The sequence below is a fragment of the Paraburkholderia fungorum genome, from assembly GCF_046027605.1.
GTDB classification, from domain to species: Bacteria; Pseudomonadota; Gammaproteobacteria; order Burkholderiales; family Burkholderiaceae; genus Paraburkholderia; species Paraburkholderia fungorum_F.
This window is the reverse complement of the sequence record NZ_JAQQEF010000003.1, coordinates 182,934-203,663: the sequence shown is the minus strand read 5'-3', so window position 1 is coordinate 203,663 and position 20,730 is coordinate 182,934. Positions and strand designations below refer to the sequence as shown.

Annotated in this window: 18 protein-coding genes; 16 read left to right on the top strand and 2 right to left on the bottom strand. The window is 62.7% G+C overall.

Going from position 1 to position 20,730, the window contains the following annotated elements:
* Nucleotides 1-341: 341 nt before the first annotated feature.
* Nucleotides 342-2,921 (bottom strand): [protein-PII] uridylyltransferase, encoded by a 2,580-nt coding sequence (locus PQR53_RS07015; protein WP_408451854.1) that lies wholly within the window; start codon nucleotides 2,919-2,921, stop codon nucleotides 342-344.
* Between the two features lie 30 nt (nucleotides 2,922-2,951).
* Nucleotides 2,952-3,761: a type I methionyl aminopeptidase gene (gene map, locus PQR53_RS07010; RefSeq protein WP_408451853.1), complete on the bottom strand. Its 810-nt coding sequence runs from the start codon at nucleotides 3,759-3,761 to the stop codon at nucleotides 2,952-2,954.
* A gap of 480 nt (nucleotides 3,762-4,241) precedes the next feature.
* Between map and rpsB the strand changes: the two genes are divergently transcribed.
* From rpsB to PQR53_RS06930, 16 genes are all read left to right on the top strand, one after another.
* Nucleotides 4,242-4,994, top strand: a complete 753-nt coding sequence (gene rpsB, locus PQR53_RS07005) for a 30S ribosomal protein S2 (protein WP_179732660.1) — start codon at nucleotides 4,242-4,244, stop codon at nucleotides 4,992-4,994.
* A 193-nt stretch (nucleotides 4,995-5,187) separates the two neighbouring features.
* Nucleotides 5,188-6,069 carry a translation elongation factor Ts gene (gene tsf, locus PQR53_RS07000; protein WP_097389605.1) on the top strand — a complete coding sequence of 294 codons (882 nt, stop codon included), beginning with the start codon at nucleotides 5,188-5,190 and terminating at the stop codon, nucleotides 6,067-6,069.
* A gap of 220 nt (nucleotides 6,070-6,289) precedes the next feature.
* Complete coding sequence (gene pyrH, locus PQR53_RS06995; protein ID WP_011488865.1) at nucleotides 6,290-7,003, top strand: UMP kinase; 714 nt, start codon at nucleotides 6,290-6,292, stop codon at nucleotides 7,001-7,003.
* A gap of 100 nt (nucleotides 7,004-7,103) precedes the next feature.
* Nucleotides 7,104-7,664 (top strand): ribosome recycling factor, encoded by a 561-nt coding sequence (frr, locus tag PQR53_RS06990; RefSeq protein WP_408451851.1) that lies wholly within the window; start codon nucleotides 7,104-7,106, stop codon nucleotides 7,662-7,664.
* A 61-nt stretch (nucleotides 7,665-7,725) separates the two neighbouring features.
* Nucleotides 7,726-8,508 (top strand): polyprenyl diphosphate synthase, encoded by a 783-nt coding sequence (uppS, locus tag PQR53_RS06985; RefSeq protein ID WP_408451849.1) that lies wholly within the window; start codon nucleotides 7,726-7,728, stop codon nucleotides 8,506-8,508.
* Nucleotides 8,502-9,323, top strand: a complete 822-nt coding sequence (locus tag PQR53_RS06980; protein ID WP_408451847.1) for a phosphatidate cytidylyltransferase — start codon at nucleotides 8,502-8,504, stop codon at nucleotides 9,321-9,323. The genes uppS and PQR53_RS06980 overlap by 7 nt, the downstream gene beginning before the upstream one ends.
* A 10-nt stretch (nucleotides 9,324-9,333) precedes the next feature.
* Nucleotides 9,334-10,539, top strand: coding sequence for a 1-deoxy-D-xylulose-5-phosphate reductoisomerase (locus tag PQR53_RS06975; protein WP_408451845.1), 1,206 nt, complete (start codon nucleotides 9,334-9,336; stop codon nucleotides 10,537-10,539).
* 7 nt (nucleotides 10,540-10,546) lie between these two features.
* Nucleotides 10,547-11,932 (top strand): RIP metalloprotease RseP, encoded by a 1,386-nt coding sequence (rseP, locus tag PQR53_RS06970; RefSeq protein WP_408451844.1) that lies wholly within the window; start codon nucleotides 10,547-10,549, stop codon nucleotides 11,930-11,932.
* 67 nt (nucleotides 11,933-11,999) lie between these two features.
* On the top strand, nucleotides 12,000-14,312 hold the full coding sequence (gene bamA, locus PQR53_RS06965) for an outer membrane protein assembly factor BamA (RefSeq protein ID WP_408451842.1): 2,313 nt from the start codon (nucleotides 12,000-12,002) through the stop codon (nucleotides 14,310-14,312).
* Between the two features lie 118 nt (nucleotides 14,313-14,430).
* Nucleotides 14,431-14,949 carry an OmpH/Skp family outer membrane protein gene (locus PQR53_RS06960; protein WP_408451840.1) on the top strand — a complete coding sequence of 173 codons (519 nt, stop codon included), beginning with the start codon at nucleotides 14,431-14,433 and terminating at the stop codon, nucleotides 14,947-14,949.
* A 153-nt stretch (nucleotides 14,950-15,102) separates the two neighbouring features.
* On the top strand, nucleotides 15,103-16,206 hold the full coding sequence (gene lpxD, locus PQR53_RS06955) for a UDP-3-O-(3-hydroxymyristoyl)glucosamine N-acyltransferase (protein WP_408451838.1): 1,104 nt from the start codon (nucleotides 15,103-15,105) through the stop codon (nucleotides 16,204-16,206).
* A gap of 275 nt (nucleotides 16,207-16,481) precedes the next feature.
* Nucleotides 16,482-16,946, top strand: a complete 465-nt coding sequence (fabZ, locus tag PQR53_RS06950) for a 3-hydroxyacyl-ACP dehydratase FabZ (protein WP_006048683.1) — start codon at nucleotides 16,482-16,484, stop codon at nucleotides 16,944-16,946.
* 107 nt (nucleotides 16,947-17,053) lie between these two features.
* On the top strand, nucleotides 17,054-17,842 hold the full coding sequence (lpxA, locus tag PQR53_RS06945; protein WP_408451836.1) for an acyl-ACP--UDP-N-acetylglucosamine O-acyltransferase: 789 nt from the start codon (nucleotides 17,054-17,056) through the stop codon (nucleotides 17,840-17,842).
* Between the two features lie 3 nt (nucleotides 17,843-17,845).
* Nucleotides 17,846-19,015: a lipid-A-disaccharide synthase gene (gene lpxB, locus PQR53_RS06940; RefSeq protein WP_408451834.1), complete on the top strand. Its 1,170-nt coding sequence runs from the start codon at nucleotides 17,846-17,848 to the stop codon at nucleotides 19,013-19,015.
* Entirely contained in the window at nucleotides 19,012-19,782 is a 771-nt protein-coding gene (rnhB, locus tag PQR53_RS06935; protein WP_408451832.1) for a ribonuclease HII, read from the top strand. The genes lpxB and rnhB overlap by 4 nt, the downstream gene beginning before the upstream one ends.
* Nucleotides 19,783-19,847: 65 nt before the next feature.
* On the top strand, nucleotides 19,848-20,630 hold the full coding sequence (locus PQR53_RS06930; protein ID WP_408451830.1) for a TrmH family RNA methyltransferase: 783 nt from the start codon (nucleotides 19,848-19,850) through the stop codon (nucleotides 20,628-20,630).
* Nucleotides 20,631-20,730 lie beyond the last annotated feature (100 nt).

Here is a 20,730-nt window from a genome sequence, read left to right as displayed (position 1 = left end):
TCGAACCGGCGCGGCGCACCATCGGCGCCTTCACGCCGCGGCGGCCGATCCGACGGCGCCCGACGCGCAGCACCGGCATCCCGCTCGCGGGAAAACGATCCTTCAGCCCGTGGCGCACGCGCACCGGCGCCGGCTGGCTTGCCTGCTCCAGCGGGCCGCTTGCCACCGCCGCCCGCTGCGCCTTCACCCCGCGCCCCGCTAAAACCCGCCGTCGACGTGGACGGTTTCGGCCCGGCCGGGCGCGTCGGCTTACGCGCCGAGGTGCTTCCGGTACGGACAGGGGCGCGTTCGGACGAAGCCGGCCGCGGGTGCTTGGCTGTTAATTTGACTCGCATGAAATCTCACACTGCAATCGCGCGCAGCAGTTCGGTCTCGACCTGAATTTGCAGGCGGTTGTCCGACAGACCGTGTCCATCCAGCAGGAACACGTCTTCGACGCGTTCGCCGAGCGTATTGATCCGCGCCGACGCGACGCCGACCCGGTGCTCGGCCAGCACGCGCGCGATCGAATAAAGAAGGCCTGGCCGGTCGTTCGCAGACACGGACAGGATGTAATATTGGCCGCGCTCGTCGGCCCGAAGATCGACGCGCGGCGTGACAGGGAAGGTCCGCGACAGCCGTGACAAACGGCCTTTCGACGGTCCCGGGAGCAGGGTGCCGTCACCCGTGAGGCGTGCGGTCAGCTCCTGTTCGACCAGATTGGCAATATCGCGATAATGCACGTCTTCTTCGGTATGCGCGACGAGGAAATTATCGAGCGCATACCCGTGACGGGTCGTGCTGACCCGCGCATCGAGCACCGACAAGCCGTTGCGGTCGAAATAAGCACAAATGCCGGCGAACAGATCGGGCTGATCCTTGACATACACCAGCACCTGAAGCGCTTCGCCGATCGGCGACGGACGGGCCCGCACGATCGGCGTCGCGGTTTCGACATGGCGGTACAGCACGCGGGTTTGCCACGCGATATCCGCCGCGTCGTGACGCAGGAAATAGCCGATGTCCAGTTTGTCCCACAGCGCCTTCTGCGCGCCTTCCGGCACGGTTTCGAGGCGCAGCAGGGCCAATGCCTCTTCCTGGCGCGACTTCAGCTCGGAGTGCGCGTCAGGCCGTGCGCCGCCGAGTACCGCCAGGGTCGCACGGTAGAGGTCCTCGAGCAGCTTGCCTTTCCAGGTGTTCCAGACTTTCGGGCTGGTGCCGCGAATGTCGGCCACGGTCAGCAGGTAAAGCGCGGTCAGCCGGCGCTCGTTGCCGACCAGTTCGGCAAACCGCTTGATGACTTCGGGGTCGCTCGTGTCCTGCTTCTGCGCCACCTGGCTCATGGTCAGATGTTGCTGGACCAGCCAGACGACCAGATCGCCGTCTTCACCCTCGATGCCATGGCTGCGGCAGAAGCGCCGCGCATCCGCCATGCCGAGCGTGGAATGGTCGCCGCCGCGGCCCTTGGCGATGTCGTGAAACAGCGCCGCCACGTACAACACCCACGGCCGGTCGAAATTGGCGATCAACTGACTGCAGAACGGATATTCGTGCGCGTGCTCGGCCACAGCGAAGCGGCGCAGATTGCGCAGCACCATGAGGATGTGCTGATCGACCGTGTAGACGTGATACAGGTCGTGCTGCATCTGTCCGACAATGCGCCGGAAGTTCAGCAGGTAACGCCCGAGCACGCTAGTCTGGTTCATCAGCCGCATCGCGTGCGTGATGCCGGCCGGCTCCTTCAGGATGTCCATGAAGAGGCGCCGGTTTTCCGGATCGCGCCGCCAATGCTGATCCATTACGTCGCGGGCGTTGTAGATCGCGCGCAGCGTGCGTGCCGATAAACCCTTCACGCCCGGCGTTTGTTCGTAGAGCAGAAAAGCTTCGAGGATCGCGTTCGGCTCGCGTTGGAATACGTCGTCGCTGGCGATTTCCAGCATGCCTTGCTTCTCGACGAAACGGTCCGACAGCACGCGCGTGATGCCGCTCGTGTTGGGGAAAAGCTGTGCCTCGATGTTCTGGATCAGGATCGTCGCGAGTTGCGTGACGGCCTTGGCGGCCCAGTAGTAGCGGCGCATCAGCTGTTCACTGGCGCGCTTGGTGGCCGTGGGCTTGTAGCCGAAGCTCTCGGCCACCGGCGTTTGCAGATCGAATACCAGAATGTCCTGACGGCGGCCGGCGAGCACATGCAGCCGTGCCCGCAGCGTTTTCAGGAAGCCTTCGTTGCGGCGCAGTTCGCGCGCTTCCCGCTCGGTGATCAAGCCGCGTGCTTCGAGCTCGCGCCAGCTACTGCCGAAGCCGGCCGCTTGCGTGATCCACAGAATCAGTTGCAGGTCGCGCAGACCACCCGGGCTTTCCTTGATGTTCGGTTCGAGCGAATAGGGTGTGTCCTGAAACTTGGCGTGCCGCTGACGCATTTCCAGCACTTTGGCCTGGAAGAATGCGCGCGGGTCGAGCGTTTCGCGATAGCGCTTCGCAAAGTCGTCGAACAGCGGGGCGCTCCCCGTAATGCGCCGCGCCTCGAGCAGCGAGGTGCGCACGGTGACGTCGTTGGCGGCTTCTTCGACACACTGCACGACGCTGCGCACGCTGCTGCCGAGTTCGAGCCCCAGATCCCACGCAAGGCTGATGAAGCGTTCGATGCGCGCTTCGAGATGCGCAATCGGCGCGTCGGGCAGCAGCACCAGAATGTCGATGTCGGAATGCGGCGCGAGTTCGCCCCGCCCGTAACCGCCTACCGCCAGCAGGGCCAGATCCGGCGGCAGTTCACAGGTGTTCCAGGCGGCGCGCAGCGACTCGTCTGTGACGCGCGCGAGCGCTGCCATCAGCGAGTCGACGTTGGAGGCGGTCTTGAAGCGTTCCAGCAACTGGGCTTTGGCCACTTTATAGTCCGCCTTGAGCGACGTGGCATGGGATTGGGCGACGGCTGGAACACTACTCATTGGCAGGGGGCGGGTGAGGTCGGAAGTCGATCAGGCAGTGGCCGCGACGACCGGCGGACGCGCGGGCGTACCAGCCGAGACAGTCAGCACGTCGTAACCGGTTTCGGTGACGAGCACGGTGTGCTCCCACTGCGCCGACAGACTGCGGTCTTTCGTCTTGACGGTCCACTGGTCCGGCATGGTGCGGATGTCGCGCCGGCCGGCGTTGATCATCGGCTCGATCGTGAAGATCATGCCGGTCTGCAATTCGATCCCGGTACCAGGGCGGCCGTAGTGCAGGACTTGCGGATCTTCGTGGAACACGGTGCCAATGCCGTGGCCGCAATATTCGCGCACCACGCTGTAGCCTTGCGCTTCGGCATGCTTCTGGATGGCATAGCCGATATCGCCGAGATGGGCGCCCGGACGCACCTGATCGATGCCGAGCCACATGCATTCGAAGGTGGTCTGGACCAGCCGCTTCGCCATGATCGAGCCTTCGCCGACGATGAACATCCGGCTGGTGTCGCCGAAATAACCTTCCTTGATCACCGTGACGTCGATATTCAGCGCGTCGCCGTTCTTCAGCGTTTTATCGCCCGGGATGCCGTGGCAGATCACGTCGTTCACCGAAATGCAGGTGGCTTTCGGATAAGGCGGATAGCCGGGCGGCTGATAATTCAGCGGTGCCGGAACCGTGCCTTGTACCTGGAGCATGTATTCGTGACACAGCCGGTCGAGTTCGCCGGTCGTGACGCCGGCCGTGATGAACGGCGTGATGTAGTCGAGCACTTCGCTAGCGAGCTTGCAGGCGACGCGCATTTGCGCGATATCGTGTTCGTTTTTGAGCGTAATAGCCATGAGTCGGGCCTGAAATGCGAGTTATTGCAAGATTATCGCACCATATTCCCGCCGCCGCAGGCTTTTGCAAGAGGGCCGCGGCCTTTTGCGGCCGTTTTTGCGGCCGACTCTGCGCCTTCTTTCGCGGCCATCTTCGCGAGCGTGGCGGCCACCCTGGCCCGGGCCGGGGTGGCGCCCGGGTGCAACCCGGCTGCATCAAATGGGAGCTACCGCGCAGGTTGAGTCGACCAATAGTCGCGTGCTATAATCTTTGGCTAAGTCGATCTCTGTCTTATTTTGTTGCTTTATTAGCTGCTCTGATGAGCACAAACTGGCAGGAGAGGCTTCCCATAGCGATAGTTGCCTGCGCTACGGGCAAGGCAGTACCAAGGCAGCAGACTCGCAAGCCGGCGCACCCAGGGTGTCCGTCGCGTTCAGCCAAAAAAGGCGGCGCGGCAGATACGGCAGCCGGCTTAAGACCCAACCCTCGCGGAGATTTTCATGGCAGTTACCATGCGTCAAATGCTGGAAGCCGGTGTCCACTTCGGTCACCAAACGCGCTTCTGGAACCCGAAGATGGCCCCCTTCATTTTCGGTCATCGCAACAAGATTCACATCATCAACCTCGAAAAGACGCTGCCGATGTACAACGACGCGCTGAAGTACGCGCGTCAACTGGCAGCGAATCGCGGCACGATCCTGTTCGTCGGCACGAAGCGTCAATCGCGTGACACGATCGCTGAAGAAGCGCAACGCGCTGGCATGCCGTACGTCAACGCGCGCTGGCTCGGCGGCATGCTGACCAACTTCAAGACGCTGAAGGTCTCGATCAAGCGCCTGAAGGACATGGAAGCAGCGCTGGAAGCAGGCGAAACCGAACGCATGAGCAAGAAGGAAGCGCTTCTGTTCGAACGCGAAATGGCCAAGCTGCAAAAGTCGATCGGCGGCGTGAAAGACATGGGCGGTATTCCGGACGCGATCTTCGTGGTCGACGTCGGCTACCACAAGATTGCCGTTACCGAAGCTAACAAGCTTGGCGTGCCGGTCATCGCCGTGGTCGACACGAACCACTCGCCGGAAGGCATCGACTACGTGATCCCGGGTAACGACGACGCTTCGAAGGCTGTCGCTCTGTACACGGCTGGCGTGGCTGACGCGATCCTCGAAGGCCGTGCGAACGCGGTCAACGAAGTGGTGCAAGCTGCACGTGGTGGCGACGGCGACGAGTTCGTCGAGGTCAACGCGGAAGCGTAAAGCTGCCCCGTGTCCGGCAAAAAAGGGGGCTTTCTACAGGCCCCCTTTTTTTAAGCCGCGACAAAGTAGTGATGTGCTGTGAGCAGTGCCTGAAACATAGCTCGTAAATAATACGGGCGACGTTGAAACGAATTCTTGCCGCCGGCATCGAAGTCCGGGCGGCGTGTGACAGATGGAACTCAAGGAGCAAATGATGGCGGCAATTACCGCAAGCATGGTTGCAGAACTGCGCGCAAAGACCGACGCGCCGATGATGGAATGCAAGAAAGCGCTGACGGAAGCCGAAGGCGACATGGCGCGCGCTGAAGAGCTGCTGCGCGTGAAGCTGGGTAACAAGGCCAGCAAGGCCGCGTCACGCGTGACGGCTGAAGGCGTGGTCGCATCGTTTATCGGCGGCAACGCGGGTTCGCTGGTCGAACTGAACTGCGAAACCGACTTCGTTTCGAAGAACGACGACTTCCTGGCTTTCTCGAAGACTGTCGCTGAACTGGTCGCTACGCAAAACCCGGCTGACGTCGCTGCGCTGTCGGCACTGCCGCTGGACGGCTCGACGGTCGACGCAGTGCGTCTGGCGCTGGTCGGCAAGATCGGTGAAAACCTGTCGATCCGCCGTTTCGTGCGTTTCGAAACCTCGAACAAGCTGGCAGCGTATCTGCACGGCACGCGTATCGGCGTGCTGGTCGAGTACACCGGCGCGGACGAACAGGTCGGCAAGGACGTGGCCATGCACATCGCCGCAATGAAGCCGGTCTCGCTGTCGTCGGACGACGTCCCGGCGGATCTGATCGCCAAGGAGCGCAGCATTGCTGAACAGAAGGCTGCTGAATCGGGCAAGCCGGCTGAAATCGTCGCCAAGATGGTCGACGGCAGCGTGCAGAAGTACCTGAAGGAAGTATCGCTGCTGAACCAGACGTTCGTTAAGAACGACAAGCAGACAATCGAACAGATGCTGAAGGCCGGCAACGCGAGCGTGCAGAAGTTCGCGCTGTTCGTGGTTGGCGAAGGCATCGAGAAAAAACAGGACGACTTCGCAGCTGAAGTGGCCGCTCAAGTTGCTGCTGCGAAGCAGCAATAAGCATCGCTTAAGCTTTAGTTAGTACCGTTTGACCCGCGGCGGAGCAAGACTCTGCCGCGGTCGGCAGCGCCGCAAGGCTGCGCGCGGGTTGACCCTCGCTGCGCCGCCGTCTCTGGCAAACCCCAGGGTTAGTCAATTTGGCGACGCTTGCCCGAATCAGCATTTCACCCCTACATTAGTCCCTTGTTGTTGCCCTGTTCTGCGCGATCTGGATACCCCTATGCCCACTGCCTATAAACGCGTCCTGCTCAAACTCTCCGGTGAAGCTCTGATGGGCGACGATGCCTTCGGCATCAATCGCGCGACCATCGAACGAATGGTGGCGGACGTGGCCGAAGTGGTCCGTCTCGGAACGCAGTTGGCCGTGGTGATCGGCGGCGGCAACATTTTCCGCGGCGTCGCGGGCGGCGCGGCCGGTATGGACCGCGCCACGGCTGACTACATGGGCATGCTGGCCACCATGATGAACGCGCTGGCGCTGCAGGACGCAATGCGCCACGCCGGCATCGAAGCGCGCGTGCAATCCGCGCTGCGCATGGACCAGGTGGTTGAGCCGTATATCCGGCCTCGCGCGATTCGCCAGCTCGAAGAAGGCAAAGTCGTGATTTTCGCGGCCGGCACCGGCAACCCGTTCTTCACGACCGATACGGCCGCTGCGCTGCGCGGCTCGGAAATCGGCGCGGAAGTCGTGCTGAAGGCCACCAAGGTGGACGGCGTCTATTCCGCCGACCCCAAGAAAGACCCGAGCGCGACCCGTTACACCACGATCAGTTTCGACGAAGCCATCGGCCGTAATCTGCAGGTGATGGACGCCACGGCGTTCGCGCTGTGCCGCGACCAGAAGCTGCCGATCCGGGTGTTTTCGATCGTCAAGCCGGGCGCGCTCAAGCGCATCGTACAAGGCGAGGACGAGGGCACCCTCGTCCACGTGTAAACTCTCGTTCACATAACGTGGGCTTTAACGCGAGCCCAGGCCGCCGCATCATGCGCGCGCTGGCCGGCTCGCACCGTTTTGAAGGTTCGGAGGTTTAAAAATGTCTGTGGCTGATATCAGGAAGGGCGCTGAACAAAAGATGCAGCGTTCCATCGACGCGTTCAAGAACGATCTGTCGAAGATCCGCACGGGCCGTGCGCACACGGGCCTACTCGATCACATCCAGTGCGATTACTACGGTTCGCCGGTGCCGATTTCGCAGGTCGCGAACCTGACGTTGATCGACGCACGCACGATCGGCGTGCAGCCGTGGGAAAAGAAGATGGTCCAGGTCGTCGAAAAGGCGATCCGCGAGTCGGACCTCGGTCTGAACCCGGCTACACAAGGCGACGTGATCCGCGTGCCGATGCCCGCGTTGACCGAAGAACGCCGCCGCGAACTGACCAAAGTGGTCAAGAGCGAAGCGGAAACGGCCAAGGTCGCGGTTCGTAACCTGCGCCGTGACGCAAACGAGCAACTGAAGAAGCTCGTGAAAGACAAGGAAATTTCCGAAGATGACGAGCGCCGTGCAGGTGACGACGTTCAGAAACTGACGGACAAGTTTGTCAGTGAAATCGACAAGCTTGTAGTGACTAAAGAAGCCGAAATCATGACGGTCTGAGGCCGCGTGGCTTCCCACCTTCAAGACTTCCACTTTTTTTGCAGTCACTGTCCCGACGGCCATGACCTATACCAGCTCAACCGTGCGCGTGCCTGATGTCGCCGCGGTGCCGCGACATATCGCGATCATCATGGACGGCAACGGCCGTTGGGCGACCCAGCGACGCCTGCCGCGCGTGGCCGGCCACACGCGCGGCGTCGACGCAGTGCGCGCGGCGGTCGATGCGTGCGCCCGGCAGGGCGTCGAATACCTGACGCTGTTTGCCTTCAGCTCTGAAAACTGGCGCCGCCCGAACGACGAAGTGTCGTTCCTGATGCGCCTGTTCGTCACTGCGCTGGAGCGCGAGATAGGCAAGCTGCACGCCAACGGCATCCGTTTGCGCGTGGTCGGCGATCTGTCCCGATTCGATACGCGTATTCGTGACCTGATCAAGCGCGCGGAAACCAAAACAGCGCGCAATACCCGCCTCACGCTCACCATTGCCGCCAACTACGGCGGCCGGTGGGACATCATGCAAGCCACCCGTAAGCTGGCCGAGCAATCGGCACTGGCGGGCAAGGCGGTCGAGGTGAACGAGGATTCGTTCGCCGAACACCTGTCGATGGCCTACGCGCCGGAGCCGGACCTCTTCATCCGCACCGGCGGCGAGCGCCGCGTCAGCAACTTCCTGCTGTGGCAACTCGCCTACACCGAGTTTTACTTCACCGACACATTCTGGCCGGACTTCGACGCGGAAGCGCTCGGCCACGCCATCGCTTCCTATGGGGAACGTGAGCGCCGCTTCGGCCGCACCAGTGCTCAACTCGAGCCGCAATCGCAAAACGTCGATTCGCTTCCATGCTAAAAACCCGTGTTATCACGGCGATCATCCTGCTGGCGGTCTTCCTGCCGGTCACGTTGTTCGCGCCGGTGGGCGCGTTCGGCGCGTTGATCGCTTTCGTCGTCGTGTTCGCCGCGTGGGAATGGGCGCGCCTGCTGAAGCTCGGCGGCGCGGGCCCGGTCATCTACGCGCTGGTGGCCGCGGTTGCGCTGGTCGCGAGCACGCGGCTCGGCACCGGTGTGGAGGAGCCCCGGCCGCTCTTTCAAGCGGCCGCTATTTTCTGGGTGATCGCGGGGCCGTATGTGCTCCTGCGCAAGCCGACCCTTGCGCAAGGCGCCTGGCGCGCTTTTCTATTCCTTGCCGGCATTGTGGTATTCGTCGCGTGCTGGCATGCTCTCGTCGCCGCGCGCATGAAGGGCGTGCCGTTCGTGCTGTCGCTGCTGCTATTGGTATGGCTGGCCGATATCGGCGCATACTTCTCCGGAAAAGCGTTCGGCAAGCACAAGCTGGCGCCTGCCATCAGCCCGGGTAAGACTTGGGAGGGCGCGATCGGCGGCTGGCTGGTAGTCATGATCGTCGCCGCGACGGCGGTCGTATTTCATGCGTTCGAGCCAACCCTGTATTCTGCGCTGCTGGCGCAACTGGGCGCCGTACGTACACTGCTCGCACTGACCTTGCTGGTGGCATTCAGCGTGGTGGGCGACCTGTTCGAATCAATGATGAAACGCCAGGCCGGGGTGAAAGATTCAAGCGGCCTGTTGCCTGGGCACGGTGGCGTGCTCGACCGCATCGACGCATTGTTGCCGGTGCTTCCGCTTGCCATGCTGCTGCTCGGCTAGAGAAAGAGATATGCAAAAACGTCTGACATTGCTCGGTTCCACGGGCTCGATTGGAGACAGCACGCTCGACGTCGTCGCGCGTCATCCCGAGCGCTTTTCGGTTTACGCGCTCACGGCGCATCGCAACGGCGACAAGCTCGTCGAGCAATGCCTGCGCTTTCAACCCGAAGTCGCGGTAGTCGGCGATGCCGATACGGCCGCGCACGTCGCGGCGAAACTGCGCGAGGCCGGTAGCAAGACTGAAGTCACGTACGGGCCACAAGCGCTCGTCGACGTGTCGAAGAGCGAGAGCTGCGATACCGTGGTGGCGGCGATCGTCGGCGCTGCGGGTCTCGCGCCGAGTCTTGCGGCGGCGCGCGCCGGCAAGCGGATTCTGCTCGCCAACAAGGAAGCGCTGGTGATGTCCGGCGCGATCTTCATGGACGCGGTGCGCGACAACGGCGCAGTGCTGCTGCCGGTCGACAGCGAACACAACGCAATTTTCCAATGTCTGCCGCGCGAAGCCGCGCTGCACGGCGGCGTCTCGAAGATCATCCTGACCGCCTCGGGCGGTCCGTTCCGCACGCGCGAACCGGCCACGCTGGCCGACGTCACGCCTGACGAAGCCTGCAAGCATCCGAACTGGGTGATGGGCCGCAAGATTTCGGTCGACTCGGCCACGATGATGAACAAGGGTCTCGAGGTGATCGAGGCACACTGGCTCTTCAATTTGCCGGGCGAGCGCATCGAGGTGCTGATTCACCCGCAAAGCGTGATTCATTCGATGGTGTCGTACGCCGACGGTTCGGTGCTCGCGCAACTGGGCAATCCCGACATGCGCACGCCGATTGCTTATGCGCTGGCGTTTCCGGATCGGATCGATTCAGGTGTCGCACAACTCGATCTGCTGCAGGTCGCATCGCTCTCGTTCGAAAAGCCGGATTACGCGCGCTTCCCGTGTCTCGCGCTCGCGGTGAAGGCGCTGGCCGAGGGAGGCCTGGCGAGCGCGGCCCTGAATGCCGCGAACGAAGTCGCCGTTGAAGCGTTCCTCGCGCGCCAGATCGGTTTCATGGCGATCGCCCAGGTGGTCGACGCGGTGCTCAACGGGTTGCCCAACCGAAGCGCGCACGCGCTGGAAGACGTGATCGAAGCGGATGCGGCCGCGCGCCGCGCCGCTGCTGACTTCATCGCGCGTCTGCCGGACGGCGCCCGTCGCACGGAACGCGCCGTCCAGTGAGGCGCCTATGAATCTGCTGATCGAACTGCTTGCCTTCGCGGTCGCGATTGGCGTCCTCGTGGTCGTCCACGAGTATGGGCATTACAGCGTGGCGCGTTTGTGCGGCGTCAAGGTATTGCGTTTTTCGATCGGCTTCGGCAAGCCGCTGTTCCAGTGGGTGAGCCCGAAGACCGGCACCGAATGGACGATTGCCGCGCTGCCGCTGGGCGGCTACGTGAAGATGCTCGACGAACGCGAAACTGGCGGCGCGCCGATTCCCGTTGACGCGTTGCCGCACGCGTTCAACCGGCAGTCGGTGTGGCGCCGTTTCGCGATTGTCGCGGCCGGCCCGGTCGCGAACTTCCTGCTTGCCATCGTGCTGTTCGCCCTCGTGTTCGCCACCGGCGTGACGGAGCCGGCGGCCGTGGTTGCGGCGCCCGCTGCAAATACGCCGGCGGCGTTGGCCGGTTTCGACGGCGGCGAAACGATTGTCGCGGTGCGTGCCGAGAATGCCGGCGAATCCGAGCGGGTGCGCTCGTGGTCCGATTTGCGCTGGAAACTGCTGGGCGCGGCATTCGATCACAAGCGCGTCGTGCTCAGCGCGAAAGATGCCCACGGCACCTCGGATTTCCAGCTCGATCTGCGCGGCATCACCGAGAAAGACGTCGACGACGACTTTATGTCGCATCTCGGTTTCGAACCGGGCGGCGGCAAACTGACGGTCGCGGGTGTGCAACCGGATAGCGCGGCGCAAAAGGCAGGCCTTGCAGTGGGTGACCGTCTGCGCGCGATCAACGGTATCCCTACTGACAATGCCACGGCCTTCATCGCCTATGTAAAATCGCACGCCGGCACGCCCCTGACACTGCAGGTGGAGCGTGGTGGGCAAGCGGCCGGCAGGCTGGAAGACGTTCGCATCGTCCCGCAGTCGCAGCGTGATGACGCGACGGGGCAGCAGATCGGCCGTATCGGCGCGGAACTCGCCACTCAGGTGCCGTCGATCGACGTGCATTACGGTCCGGTCGAAAGCCTGCAACTGGGCGCGCGCCGCACATGGGATCTCGCTGTCTATTCGGTGCGCATGTTCGGACGCATGATCGTCGGCGAGGCTTCGCTCAAGAATCTTTCTGGCCCCGTGACGATCGCCGATTACGCAGGAAAGAGCGCACGTCTAGGTCCTTCTGCATTCCTGTCGTTCCTGGCCCTTGTCAGTATTAGCCTCGGCGTACTGAACCTGTTACCAATTCCGGTATTGGACGGGGGTCATCTGTTATATTATTTGGTTGAAGCTGTAACCGGCAAAGTTGTCTCTGATCGCTGGCAACTCGTTTTTCAGAGGGCGGGTCTCGCCTGCATCGTCGCGTTGTCGGCGATCGCGCTGTTCAACGATCTGGCTCGTTTAATCCATTTTTAAAGTGTCTGGCGGCGTTCACGATGGCGACCGCCCGACCTGATGCAGCTATACACACTGGGGAAGCACGTTGTTTAAACCTCATCGCTTTGTTCCAAAGACGGTTATAGCCGCGGCATTCGCCGCGCATGGGCTGGTTGCTCACGCAACGACGCCCTTCGTGGTGCAAGACATCCGGATCGAGGGATTGCAACGCGTCGAACCCGGTACCGTGTTCGCGTACCTGCCCATCAAGCAAGGCGACACCTTTAGCGACGACAAGGCTTCTGAAGCCATTCGCGCGCTGTACGCCACGGGCTTTTTCAACGACGTCAAGATCGCGACCGAAGGAAACGTCGTCATCGTGCAGGTGCTGGAACGTCCGGCCGTGGGCTCGATCGACTTCTCCGGCATTCACGAATTCGACAAGGACAACCTGACCAAGGCGCTGCGCGCGGTTGGCTTGTCGCAAGGCCGTTACTACGACAAGGCACTCGTCGACAAGGCCGAGCAGGAACTGAAGCGCCAGTACCTCACGCGCGGCTACTACGCCGCCGAAGTCACCACCACGATCACGCCGATCGACCGCAACCGCGTGTCGGTGCTGTTCTCGGTGGCTGAAGGTCCGAGCGCAAAGATCCGCCAGATCAACTTCATCGGCAACAAGGCGTTCAGTACGGGTACGCTGCGCGATGAAATGCAGTTGTCCACGCCGAACTGGTTCTCGTGGTACACGAAGAACGACCTGTACGCGAAAGACAAGCTCACCGGCGACCTCGAAAACGTCCGCTCGTATTACCTGAATCGCGGCTACCTCGAGTTCAATATCGACTCGACCCAGGTGTCGATCTCGCCGGACAAGAAGGACATGTATCTGACGGTCACGCTGCATGAAGGCGAGCCGTACACGATCAGCAGCATCAAGCTGGCCGGCAACCTGCTCGACCGTGAGCCGGAGCTGGCCAAGCTCATCAAGATCAAACCGGGTGACCGCTTCTCGGCTGAAAAGCTGCAAGCCACGACCAAGTCAATCGTCGACAAACTGGGCGAATACGGCTATGCGTTCGCCACCGTCAATGCACAGCCGCAGATCGATCAGGAACACCACAAGGTCGACCTGACGCTGCAAGTGGACCCGAGCCGCCGCGTGTACGTGCGCCGCATCAACGTGGTCGGCAACACGCGTACGCGCGACGAAGTGGTGCGCCGCGAAATGCGCCAGCTTGAAAGCTCGTGGTTCGATTCGAACCGTCTCGCGCTGTCGAAAGACCGGATCAACCGTCTCGGCTACTTTACCGATGTCGACGTGACCACGGTGCCGGTGGAAGGCACGCCGGACCAGGTCGATGTGGACGTCAAGGTGGCCGAAAAGCCGACCGGCGCGATCACGCTGGGCGCGGGCTTCTCGTCGACCGACAAGGTGGTGCTCTCGGCCGGCGTGTCGCAGGACAATGTGTTCGGTTCGGGCACGAGTCTCTCGGTGAACGTGAATACCGCCAAGACCTACCGTACGTTGACGGTCACCCAGGTCGACCCGTACTTTACGGTCGACGGTATCAAGCGGATTACCGACGTCTACTACCGTACGTACCAGCCGCTGTTCTACTCGACGGATTCGAGCTTCAAGATCGTCACGATCGGTGGCGACCTGAAGTTTGGTATTCCGTTCTCCGAAGTCGACACGGTGTACTTCGGTGCCGGCCTTGAGCAGAACCAGCTGGATGTCGACGCGAACACGCCTGCTTCGTACATCCAGTATGTCAAGGATTTCGGCCGTGTATCGAACAACGTGCCGCTCACGGTGGGCTGGTCGCGCGATGCGCGTGACAGCGCACTGGTACCGAGCCGTGGTTACTTCACGCAAGCCAACGCCGAGTACGGCACGCCGATTGGGGGCACGCAGTACTACAAGGCCGATATCAACGCGCAGTACTATTACTCGTTTGCGCGCGGCTTCGTACTGGGCTTCAACTTCCAGGGTGGTTACGGTAACGGCCTGGGCGGCAAGCCTTATCCGATTTTCAAGAACTACTACGCCGGCGGTATCGGTTCGGTGCGTGGCTTCGAACCGAGCTCGCTGGGTCCGCGCGACAAAACGACTAATGATCCGATCGGCGGCTCGAAATTGCTCGTCGGCAACATTGAGTTGACGTTCCCGTTGCCTGGCACGGGCTATGACCGGACCCTGCGTGTGTTTACGTTCCTTGACGCCGGCAACGTCTGGGCAGACGCGAGCGCCGCTGCGAATTCGACAGGCGCGAACGGCCTGCGCTATGGCTACGGTGTCGGTCTTGCGTGGATTTCGCCAATCGGCCCGCTCAAGCTTAGCTTGGGCTTCCCGCTCGTGAAACACACCGGCGACCAGTATCAGAAGTTCCAGTTCCAGATCGGGACGGCGTTCTGATCCGGCGGCCGGCGATCCGGCGGCCGGCGACCCGGCGGCCGGCGACCCGGCGGCTGGCGGTCCGGCCGCGGGAGGCCGGCCAAACTACAGTATCGAGAGGATGACTTTGCTAACCGGTATGTTTTCGAAACGTGTGGCATGTGCGTTCGCGCTGGCAATGACACTGGGTGTCGGCATGGCGGGGGCAGCGCACGCGCAGGAAGCCAGGATCGCTGCGGTGAATTCGGACCGAATCCTGCGTGAATCGGCGGCTGCGAAGGCTGCACAGGTCAAGCTGCAAGCGGAGTTCGCCAGCCGTGACAAGGATCTCGCCGATAGGACCCAGGCAATGAAGGCGTTAGCCGATGAACTTGATAAGAAAGGCGCGTCGATGTCGCCTGACGACCGAGCACAGAAGCAGCGAAAATTGTCGCAAATGGATTTCGACTTTCAGCGCACGCAACGCGAGTTTCGCGATGACCTCGACCGTCGCCGCAACGAAGAGCTGGGGGCGGTGCTCGACCGGGCCAACAAGGTGATCAAGCAGATCGCCGAACAGCAGCACTACGACCTGATCGTTCAGGAAGCGGTGTACGTGAGCCCGCGCATCGACATTACCGATCAGGTACTCAAGGCTCTGGCTGCTTCGGGTAATTGAACGCGCCCGCTGGGTTGCCGGGATCGCGGCCATTGGGTCGCAGCGCGGGGCGGTAGAACTGGCAAGTAGGACTGACTTGCGGCAACGCGCTTGAGTGGGATCGGGGTAAGCGCAAAAGCGCTAAGTCCGATCGACATAGGAGACAGGATAGGCATGGCTTTTACGCTCGAGGACATCGTCCAACAGTTCGGCGGTGAAGTAGTCGGAGAGGGTTCGCAGCGCGTCGGCAGTCTGGCGCCGCTCGATCAGGCAGGCCCGGACCAGCTGGCGTTCCTCGCCAATCCGAAGTATCTGTCGCAGGTCGAGACGACCCGCGCGGGTGCGGTGCTGATCAACGCCGACGACCTCGCGAAGCTCAGTTCCCTTGAAGGCCGTAACTTCATCGTCACGCCGAATCCCTACGCTTACTTCGCGCGCGTCGCGCAGACTTTCATCGACATGGCGGCGCCCAAGGCCGTGCCCGGCGTCCACCCGAGCGCGACGATCGACCCCTCGGCGCAGATTGCGTCGAGCGCGGTGATCGGCCCGCACGTCACAGTGGAAGCGGGCGCGGTGATCGGCGAGAACGTGCGCCTGGATGCCAACGTGGTGATCGGCCGCGGCACGCGGATCGGCGCGGGCTCGCATCTGTATCCGAATGTTGCGGTGTATCACGGCTGCAAGCTCGGCGAGCGCGTGATCGTGCACGCTGGCGCGGTGATCGGTTCGGATGGCTTCGGCTTCGCACCGGATTTCGTGGGCGTTGGCGATGCGCGTACCGGCAGCTGGGTAAAAATTCCGCAGGTGGGCGGTGTGTCGATTGCGGCGGATGTTGAAATCGGCGCGAACACCACGATCGACCGTGGCGCCATGGCCGACACGATCATCGAAGAGTGCGTGAAAATCGACAATCTCGTGCAGATCGGTCACAACTGCAAGGTCGGTGCTTACACAGTGATTGCCGGCTGCGCGGGCATCGCGGGCAGCACCACGATCGGCCGTCATTGCATGATCGGCGGCGCGGTCGGGATCGCGGGGCACGTCACACTGGCTGATTATGTGATCGTCACGGCGAAGTCGGGCGTGTCGAAGTCGTTGTTGAAGCCCGGCATGTACACCAGCGCTTTTCCGGCCGTGAATCACGCGGACTGGAACAAGAGTGCTGCCTTGCTGCGTAACATCGATAAACTCCGCGATCGTATCAAGGCGCTCGAAAACGCCGCTTCGGCCGACAAGCCGGCCAACGCTGCAAGCAGTTCCGCGACAAAGCCTGAGTAGTCCGGACAACCCGCAGGACAACCCGCAAAACACCCCGCGGAGCAACTCGCAGAACGACCCGCAGAACACCCGCAGGCCGGCTCGTGGAACAATCCGCAGGGCAACCGGCGGGTACCGCGTAAAATAGCGGGCAAGCATCAGGAAGCAAAGTCGGTTGCCGTGACCGGGTGGCATGGCCGCCGGACCCCGGCAAGCGCCGGCAGCACGCGTTACCAACCCACCTGCACCAGCATCCGCAGTCATCATCGCGCAGTCAATGCGTGAGTAGAAACACCATGAGCACCGAAAAAATCAATCTCGACATTCATAAGATTCTCACGCTGCTGCCACATCGTTACCCGATCCTGCTGGTCGACCGGGTGCTCGAACTCGAGCCGCATAAGAGCATCAAAGCGCTGAAGAATGTGTCGATCAATGAGCCGTATTTCCAGGGTCACTTTCCGACCCGGCCGGTAATGCCCGGCGTGCTGATTCTCGAAGCGCTCGCGCAAACGGCGGCCCTGCTGACGTTTTCGGAAGAGCCGAGCGATCCGTCGAACACGCTGTATCTGTTTGTGGGCATCGACAATGCGCGCTTCAAGCGCGTCGTGGAACCGGGCGATCAGCTGATCCTGAACTGCACGTTCGAACGTCATATGCGCGGCATCTGGAAGTTCAAGGCGCGCGCCGAGGTGGATGGAGTCGTGGCGGCGGAAGCCGACCTGATGTGCGCAGTGCGGCACACGGACAAAGACGCTTGAAGATCGGCGTCCGGGCGCTCAGCAATTTGCCCAGCGGCTTGACTTAAGCCCGGCAAGCGCCGCCCAGGCCCATCCAGACAACGCAACAGAATCAGAAGCGAGGACGCATGAGCAGGATTCATCCCACTGCGATCGTCGAACCGGGCGCCCAACTCGACGAGTCCGTTGAAATCGGACCGTACGCCGTGATCGGCGCACATGTGACGATTGGCGCACGGACCACGGTCGGTTCACACAGCGTGATCGAAGGTCACACCACGCTCGGCGAAGACAACCGGATCGGCCACTACGCATCGGTCGGCGGCCGTCCGCAGGACATGAAGTACAGAGACGAGCCGACCCGGCTCGTGATCGGCAATCGCAACACGATCCGGGAATTCACCACGATCCACACCGGCACGGTGCAGGACGCGGGCGTCACCACCCTGGGCGACGACAACTGGATCATGGCCTACGTGCACATCGGCCACGATTGCCACGTCGGCAATAACGTCATTCTGTCGAGCAACGCGCAGATGGCCGGCCATGTGACGATTGGCGACCACGCTATCATCGGCGGCATGTCGGGTGTGCATCAGTTCGTGCGCATCGGCGCGCATTCGATGCTGGGCGGCGCGTCGGCGTTGGTGCAGGACATTCCGCCGTTCGTGATCGCCGCCGGTAACAAGGCCGAGCCGCACGGTATCAACGTGGAAGGCTTGCGCCGCCGTGGTTTCTCGGCCGACGCGATTTCGGCACTGCGCTCGGCGTACCGCTTGCTGTACAAGAACGGCCTGTCGCTGGAAGAAGCGAAGTTGCAGTTGCGCGAACTCGCGAGCGCGGGTGGCGATGGCGATGAGCCGGTGCAAACGCTGCTCGCGTTTGTCGAAGCCTCGCAACGCGGCATCATCCGCTAAGCGATGGCATTGAACCCAAGTCCGCTGCGCGTCGCGATGGTGGCCGGCGAGCCGTCCGGCGACCTGCTGGCGTCGTCGCTGCTCGACGGCCTCGCGAGCCGTCTGCCCGCCGGTACCCAGTATTACGGGATCGGCGGCCCCCGCATGATCGCCACGGGCTTCGACGCCCACTGGCCGATGGAAAAACTGACGGTGCGCGGCTATGTCGAAGCGCTGCGGCATATTCCCGAGATCCTCGGCATTCGCAACGAGCTGAAGCGCCAATTGCTGGCCGAGCCGCCGTCGGTGTTCGTCGGCGTGGACGCACCCGATTTCAACTTCGGCCTCGAGCATCCGTTGCGCGAGGCGGGCATTCCGACCGTTCACTTCGTCTGTCCGTCCATCTGGGCGTGGCGGGGCGGGCGCATCAAGAAGATCGCCAAGGCGGTCGACCACATGCTGTGCGTGTTCCCATTCGAAACGGCGCTGCTGGAAAAGGCCGGCGTCGCGGCGTCTTACGTGGGCCATCCGCTGGCTGACGAGATCCCACTCGTGCCGGATACGCTCGGCGCGCGCCGTGCGTTAGGTCTCGCCGAAAGCGGTCCGATCATCGCGGTGCTGCCGGGCAGCCGGCGTTCGGAAATCGATCTGATCGGCCCGACGTTCTTTGCCGCGATGGAAATGATGCAGCACCAGGAGCCGGGGTTGCGTTTCGTGATGCCGGCGGCCACGCCCGCGCTGCGTGACATGCTGCGGCCGCTGGTCGATGCGCATCCCGGTCTCGCGCTGACCATCACCGACGGCCAGTCGCAACTCGCGATGACGGCGGCGGATGCCATCCTCGTGAAGAGCGGCACGGTGACGCTGGAAGCCGCGCTGCTGAAAAAGCCGATGGTGATCTCGTACAAGGTGCCCTGGCTGACCGGCCAGATCATGCGCCGCCAGGGCTATCTGCCGTACGTCGGCTTGCCGAACATCCTGGCGGGGCGTTTCGTCGTGCCGGAAATTCTGCAGCACTTCGCCACGCCGCAGGCGCTCGCCGAGGCCACGTTGAAACAGTTGCGCGACGAGGCTAACCGGCGCACGCTGACGGAAATTTTCACGGAGATGCATCACGTGCTGAAGCAGAACACCGCGCAGCGTGCGGCGGAAGTCGTGGCGAGCGTCGTCGAAAAACGCAAGGCGCGGCCGTGACCAGCGCACGCGCACCACGCCGCAAGGCGACCGTGGCGGGCGCATCGGCGCAGCAGGTCGGCCTGAACTTCGAGACGCCGGACGACATCATCTGCGGCGTCGACGAAGCAGGGCGCGGCCCGTTGGCCGGCCCGGTGGTCGCCGCGGCTGTGATTTTCGATCCGTCGAAGCCGATGATTCGCGGCCTCGACGATTCCAAAGTGCTCACCGCCAAAAAGCGCGACGAACTGTACGACAAGATCGTCGACCGGGCGCTGGCCTATTGCATCGCGTCAGCGACGGTCGAGGAAATCGATACGCTGAACATCCTGCACGCCACCATGCTGGCGATGAAGCGGGCGGTCGAAGGTCTTTCGGTTGTGCCCACGCTGGTCAAGATCGACGGTAACCGCTGCCCGACGCTGAGTATTCGCAGCGAGGCGGTGATCGGCGGCGATGCGCTGGTCAAGAGCATTTCGGCGGCCTCGATTCTCGCCAAGGTCACGCGCGACCGGATGCTGCTCGAATTGCATCAAAGCCATCCGGTCTACGGCTTCAACGCGCATGCCGGCTACGGCACGCCGCAGCATCTCGCGGCGCTGCGCGAACATGGTCCCTGCGAGCATCATCGGCGCTCGTTCGCGCCGGTTCGTGAAGCGCATCTGCGCTTCGGCACGGGCGTGCCACTGCCGGCGGCCGACGTGATCGTCGTGCCCGGCACGCTCAACGACAGCGTGCTCGACGACGCCATGCTCGACGACGCCTTCGGCGAACGCAGCGGCGCCTGAGCGCCCGGCGTGAGCTGGCGCGTCGCCGCCTCTTTCCTCATTCTCACTGTCTGTCTTCGCTGCCTGTGAAAGCCATCACCTCGCGGGACAATCCGCTCTACAAGCGCCTCAAGGCACTGGCCGGCTCGACGCATCAGCAGCGTCGCAGCGGCCACGCGTTGCTCGAAGGGTTCCATCTCGCGAGCGCGTATCTCGACGTCGCCGGGCAGCCGGAAATGTGCATTGTCACCGAGGGCGCGCTGCGTCACGACGAAGCACAGGCCATCGTGTCGCGCATCGACGAGCAGCGCATCGTCACGCTACCCGATGCATTGTTCGGCCAGTTGTCGAACGTCGTGCACGGCGTCGGGATTTTGCTGCTGGTCGAAAAGCTCGCTACGCCGCTGCCGGAGAAGGTCGCGCAGACCTGCCTCGTGCTCGATGGCGTGCAGGACGCCGGCAACGTCGGTTCGATTCTGCGCAGTGCGGCGGCCGCGGGTATCCAGCAGGTGTTTTGTGCACCGGGCACGGCGTACGCGTGGTCGTCGAAGGTATTGCGCTCGGGCATGGGCGCGCATTTCCTGCTGCAAATCCACGAGGATGTCGAAGCGCCGACGCTGATCGAGCGTCTTGCGGTGCCGGTGGTGATTACGGATTCACACGGCGCCGAGGCGATCTACGATTGCGACCTGAGCGGGCCGCTCGCATGGGTGTTCGGCAATGAAGGCGCGGGCGTGTCGCAGACGTGGCGCGATGCGGTCTCCTTGCGCGTCACGATTCCGCAGCCGGGCGGCATGGAGTCGCTGAATGTGGCGGCCGCGGCGGCTGTCTGCGTGTTCGAACAGTGCCGCCAGCAGCGTCGCGGATAAGGCGCGGTACTGACCAGGCTACGCAGACGCGGCTAGATTGACCTGCGGGCGGCGGGCGGCATGGCCACGCAACTTGGCGCGCCGCGCCCCGGATGAGCGC

What these genes read in the sequence shown, in the direction of transcription:
- fabZ (WP_006048683.1), top strand. Translation starts at nt 16,482, where the DNA reads ATGAGCACCGAAAAAATCAATCTCGACATTCATAAGATTCTCACGCTG.
- uppS (WP_408451849.1), top strand. Translation starts at nt 7,726, where the DNA reads ATGACCTATACCAGCTCAACCGTGCGCGTGCCTGATGTCGCCGCGGTG.
- PQR53_RS06960 (WP_408451840.1), top strand. Translation starts at nt 14,431, where the DNA reads ATGTTTTCGAAACGTGTGGCATGTGCGTTCGCGCTGGCAATGACACTG.
- lpxD (WP_408451838.1), top strand. Translation starts at nt 15,103, where the DNA reads ATGGCTTTTACGCTCGAGGACATCGTCCAACAGTTCGGCGGTGAAGTA.
- frr (WP_408451851.1), top strand. Translation starts at nt 7,104, where the DNA reads ATGTCTGTGGCTGATATCAGGAAGGGCGCTGAACAAAAGATGCAGCGT.
- tsf (WP_097389605.1), top strand. Translation starts at nt 5,188, where the DNA reads ATGGCGGCAATTACCGCAAGCATGGTTGCAGAACTGCGCGCAAAGACC.
- pyrH (WP_011488865.1), top strand. Translation starts at nt 6,290, where the DNA reads ATGCCCACTGCCTATAAACGCGTCCTGCTCAAACTCTCCGGTGAAGCT.
- rpsB (WP_179732660.1), top strand. Translation starts at nt 4,242, where the DNA reads ATGGCAGTTACCATGCGTCAAATGCTGGAAGCCGGTGTCCACTTCGGT.
- lpxA (WP_408451836.1), top strand. Translation starts at nt 17,054, where the DNA reads ATGAGCAGGATTCATCCCACTGCGATCGTCGAACCGGGCGCCCAACTC.
- PQR53_RS07015 (WP_408451854.1), bottom strand. Translation starts at nt 2,921, where the DNA reads ATGAGTAGTGTTCCAGCCGTCGCCCAATCCCATGCCACGTCGCTCAAG.
- PQR53_RS06975 (WP_408451845.1), top strand. Translation starts at nt 9,334, where the DNA reads ATGCAAAAACGTCTGACATTGCTCGGTTCCACGGGCTCGATTGGAGAC.
- rseP (WP_408451844.1), top strand. Translation starts at nt 10,547, where the DNA reads ATGAATCTGCTGATCGAACTGCTTGCCTTCGCGGTCGCGATTGGCGTC.
- map (WP_408451853.1), bottom strand. Translation starts at nt 3,761, where the DNA reads ATGGCTATTACGCTCAAAAACGAACACGATATCGCGCAAATGCGCGTC.
- PQR53_RS06980 (WP_408451847.1), top strand. Translation starts at nt 8,502, where the DNA reads ATGCTAAAAACCCGTGTTATCACGGCGATCATCCTGCTGGCGGTCTTC.
- lpxB (WP_408451834.1), top strand. Translation starts at nt 17,846, where the DNA reads ATGGCATTGAACCCAAGTCCGCTGCGCGTCGCGATGGTGGCCGGCGAG.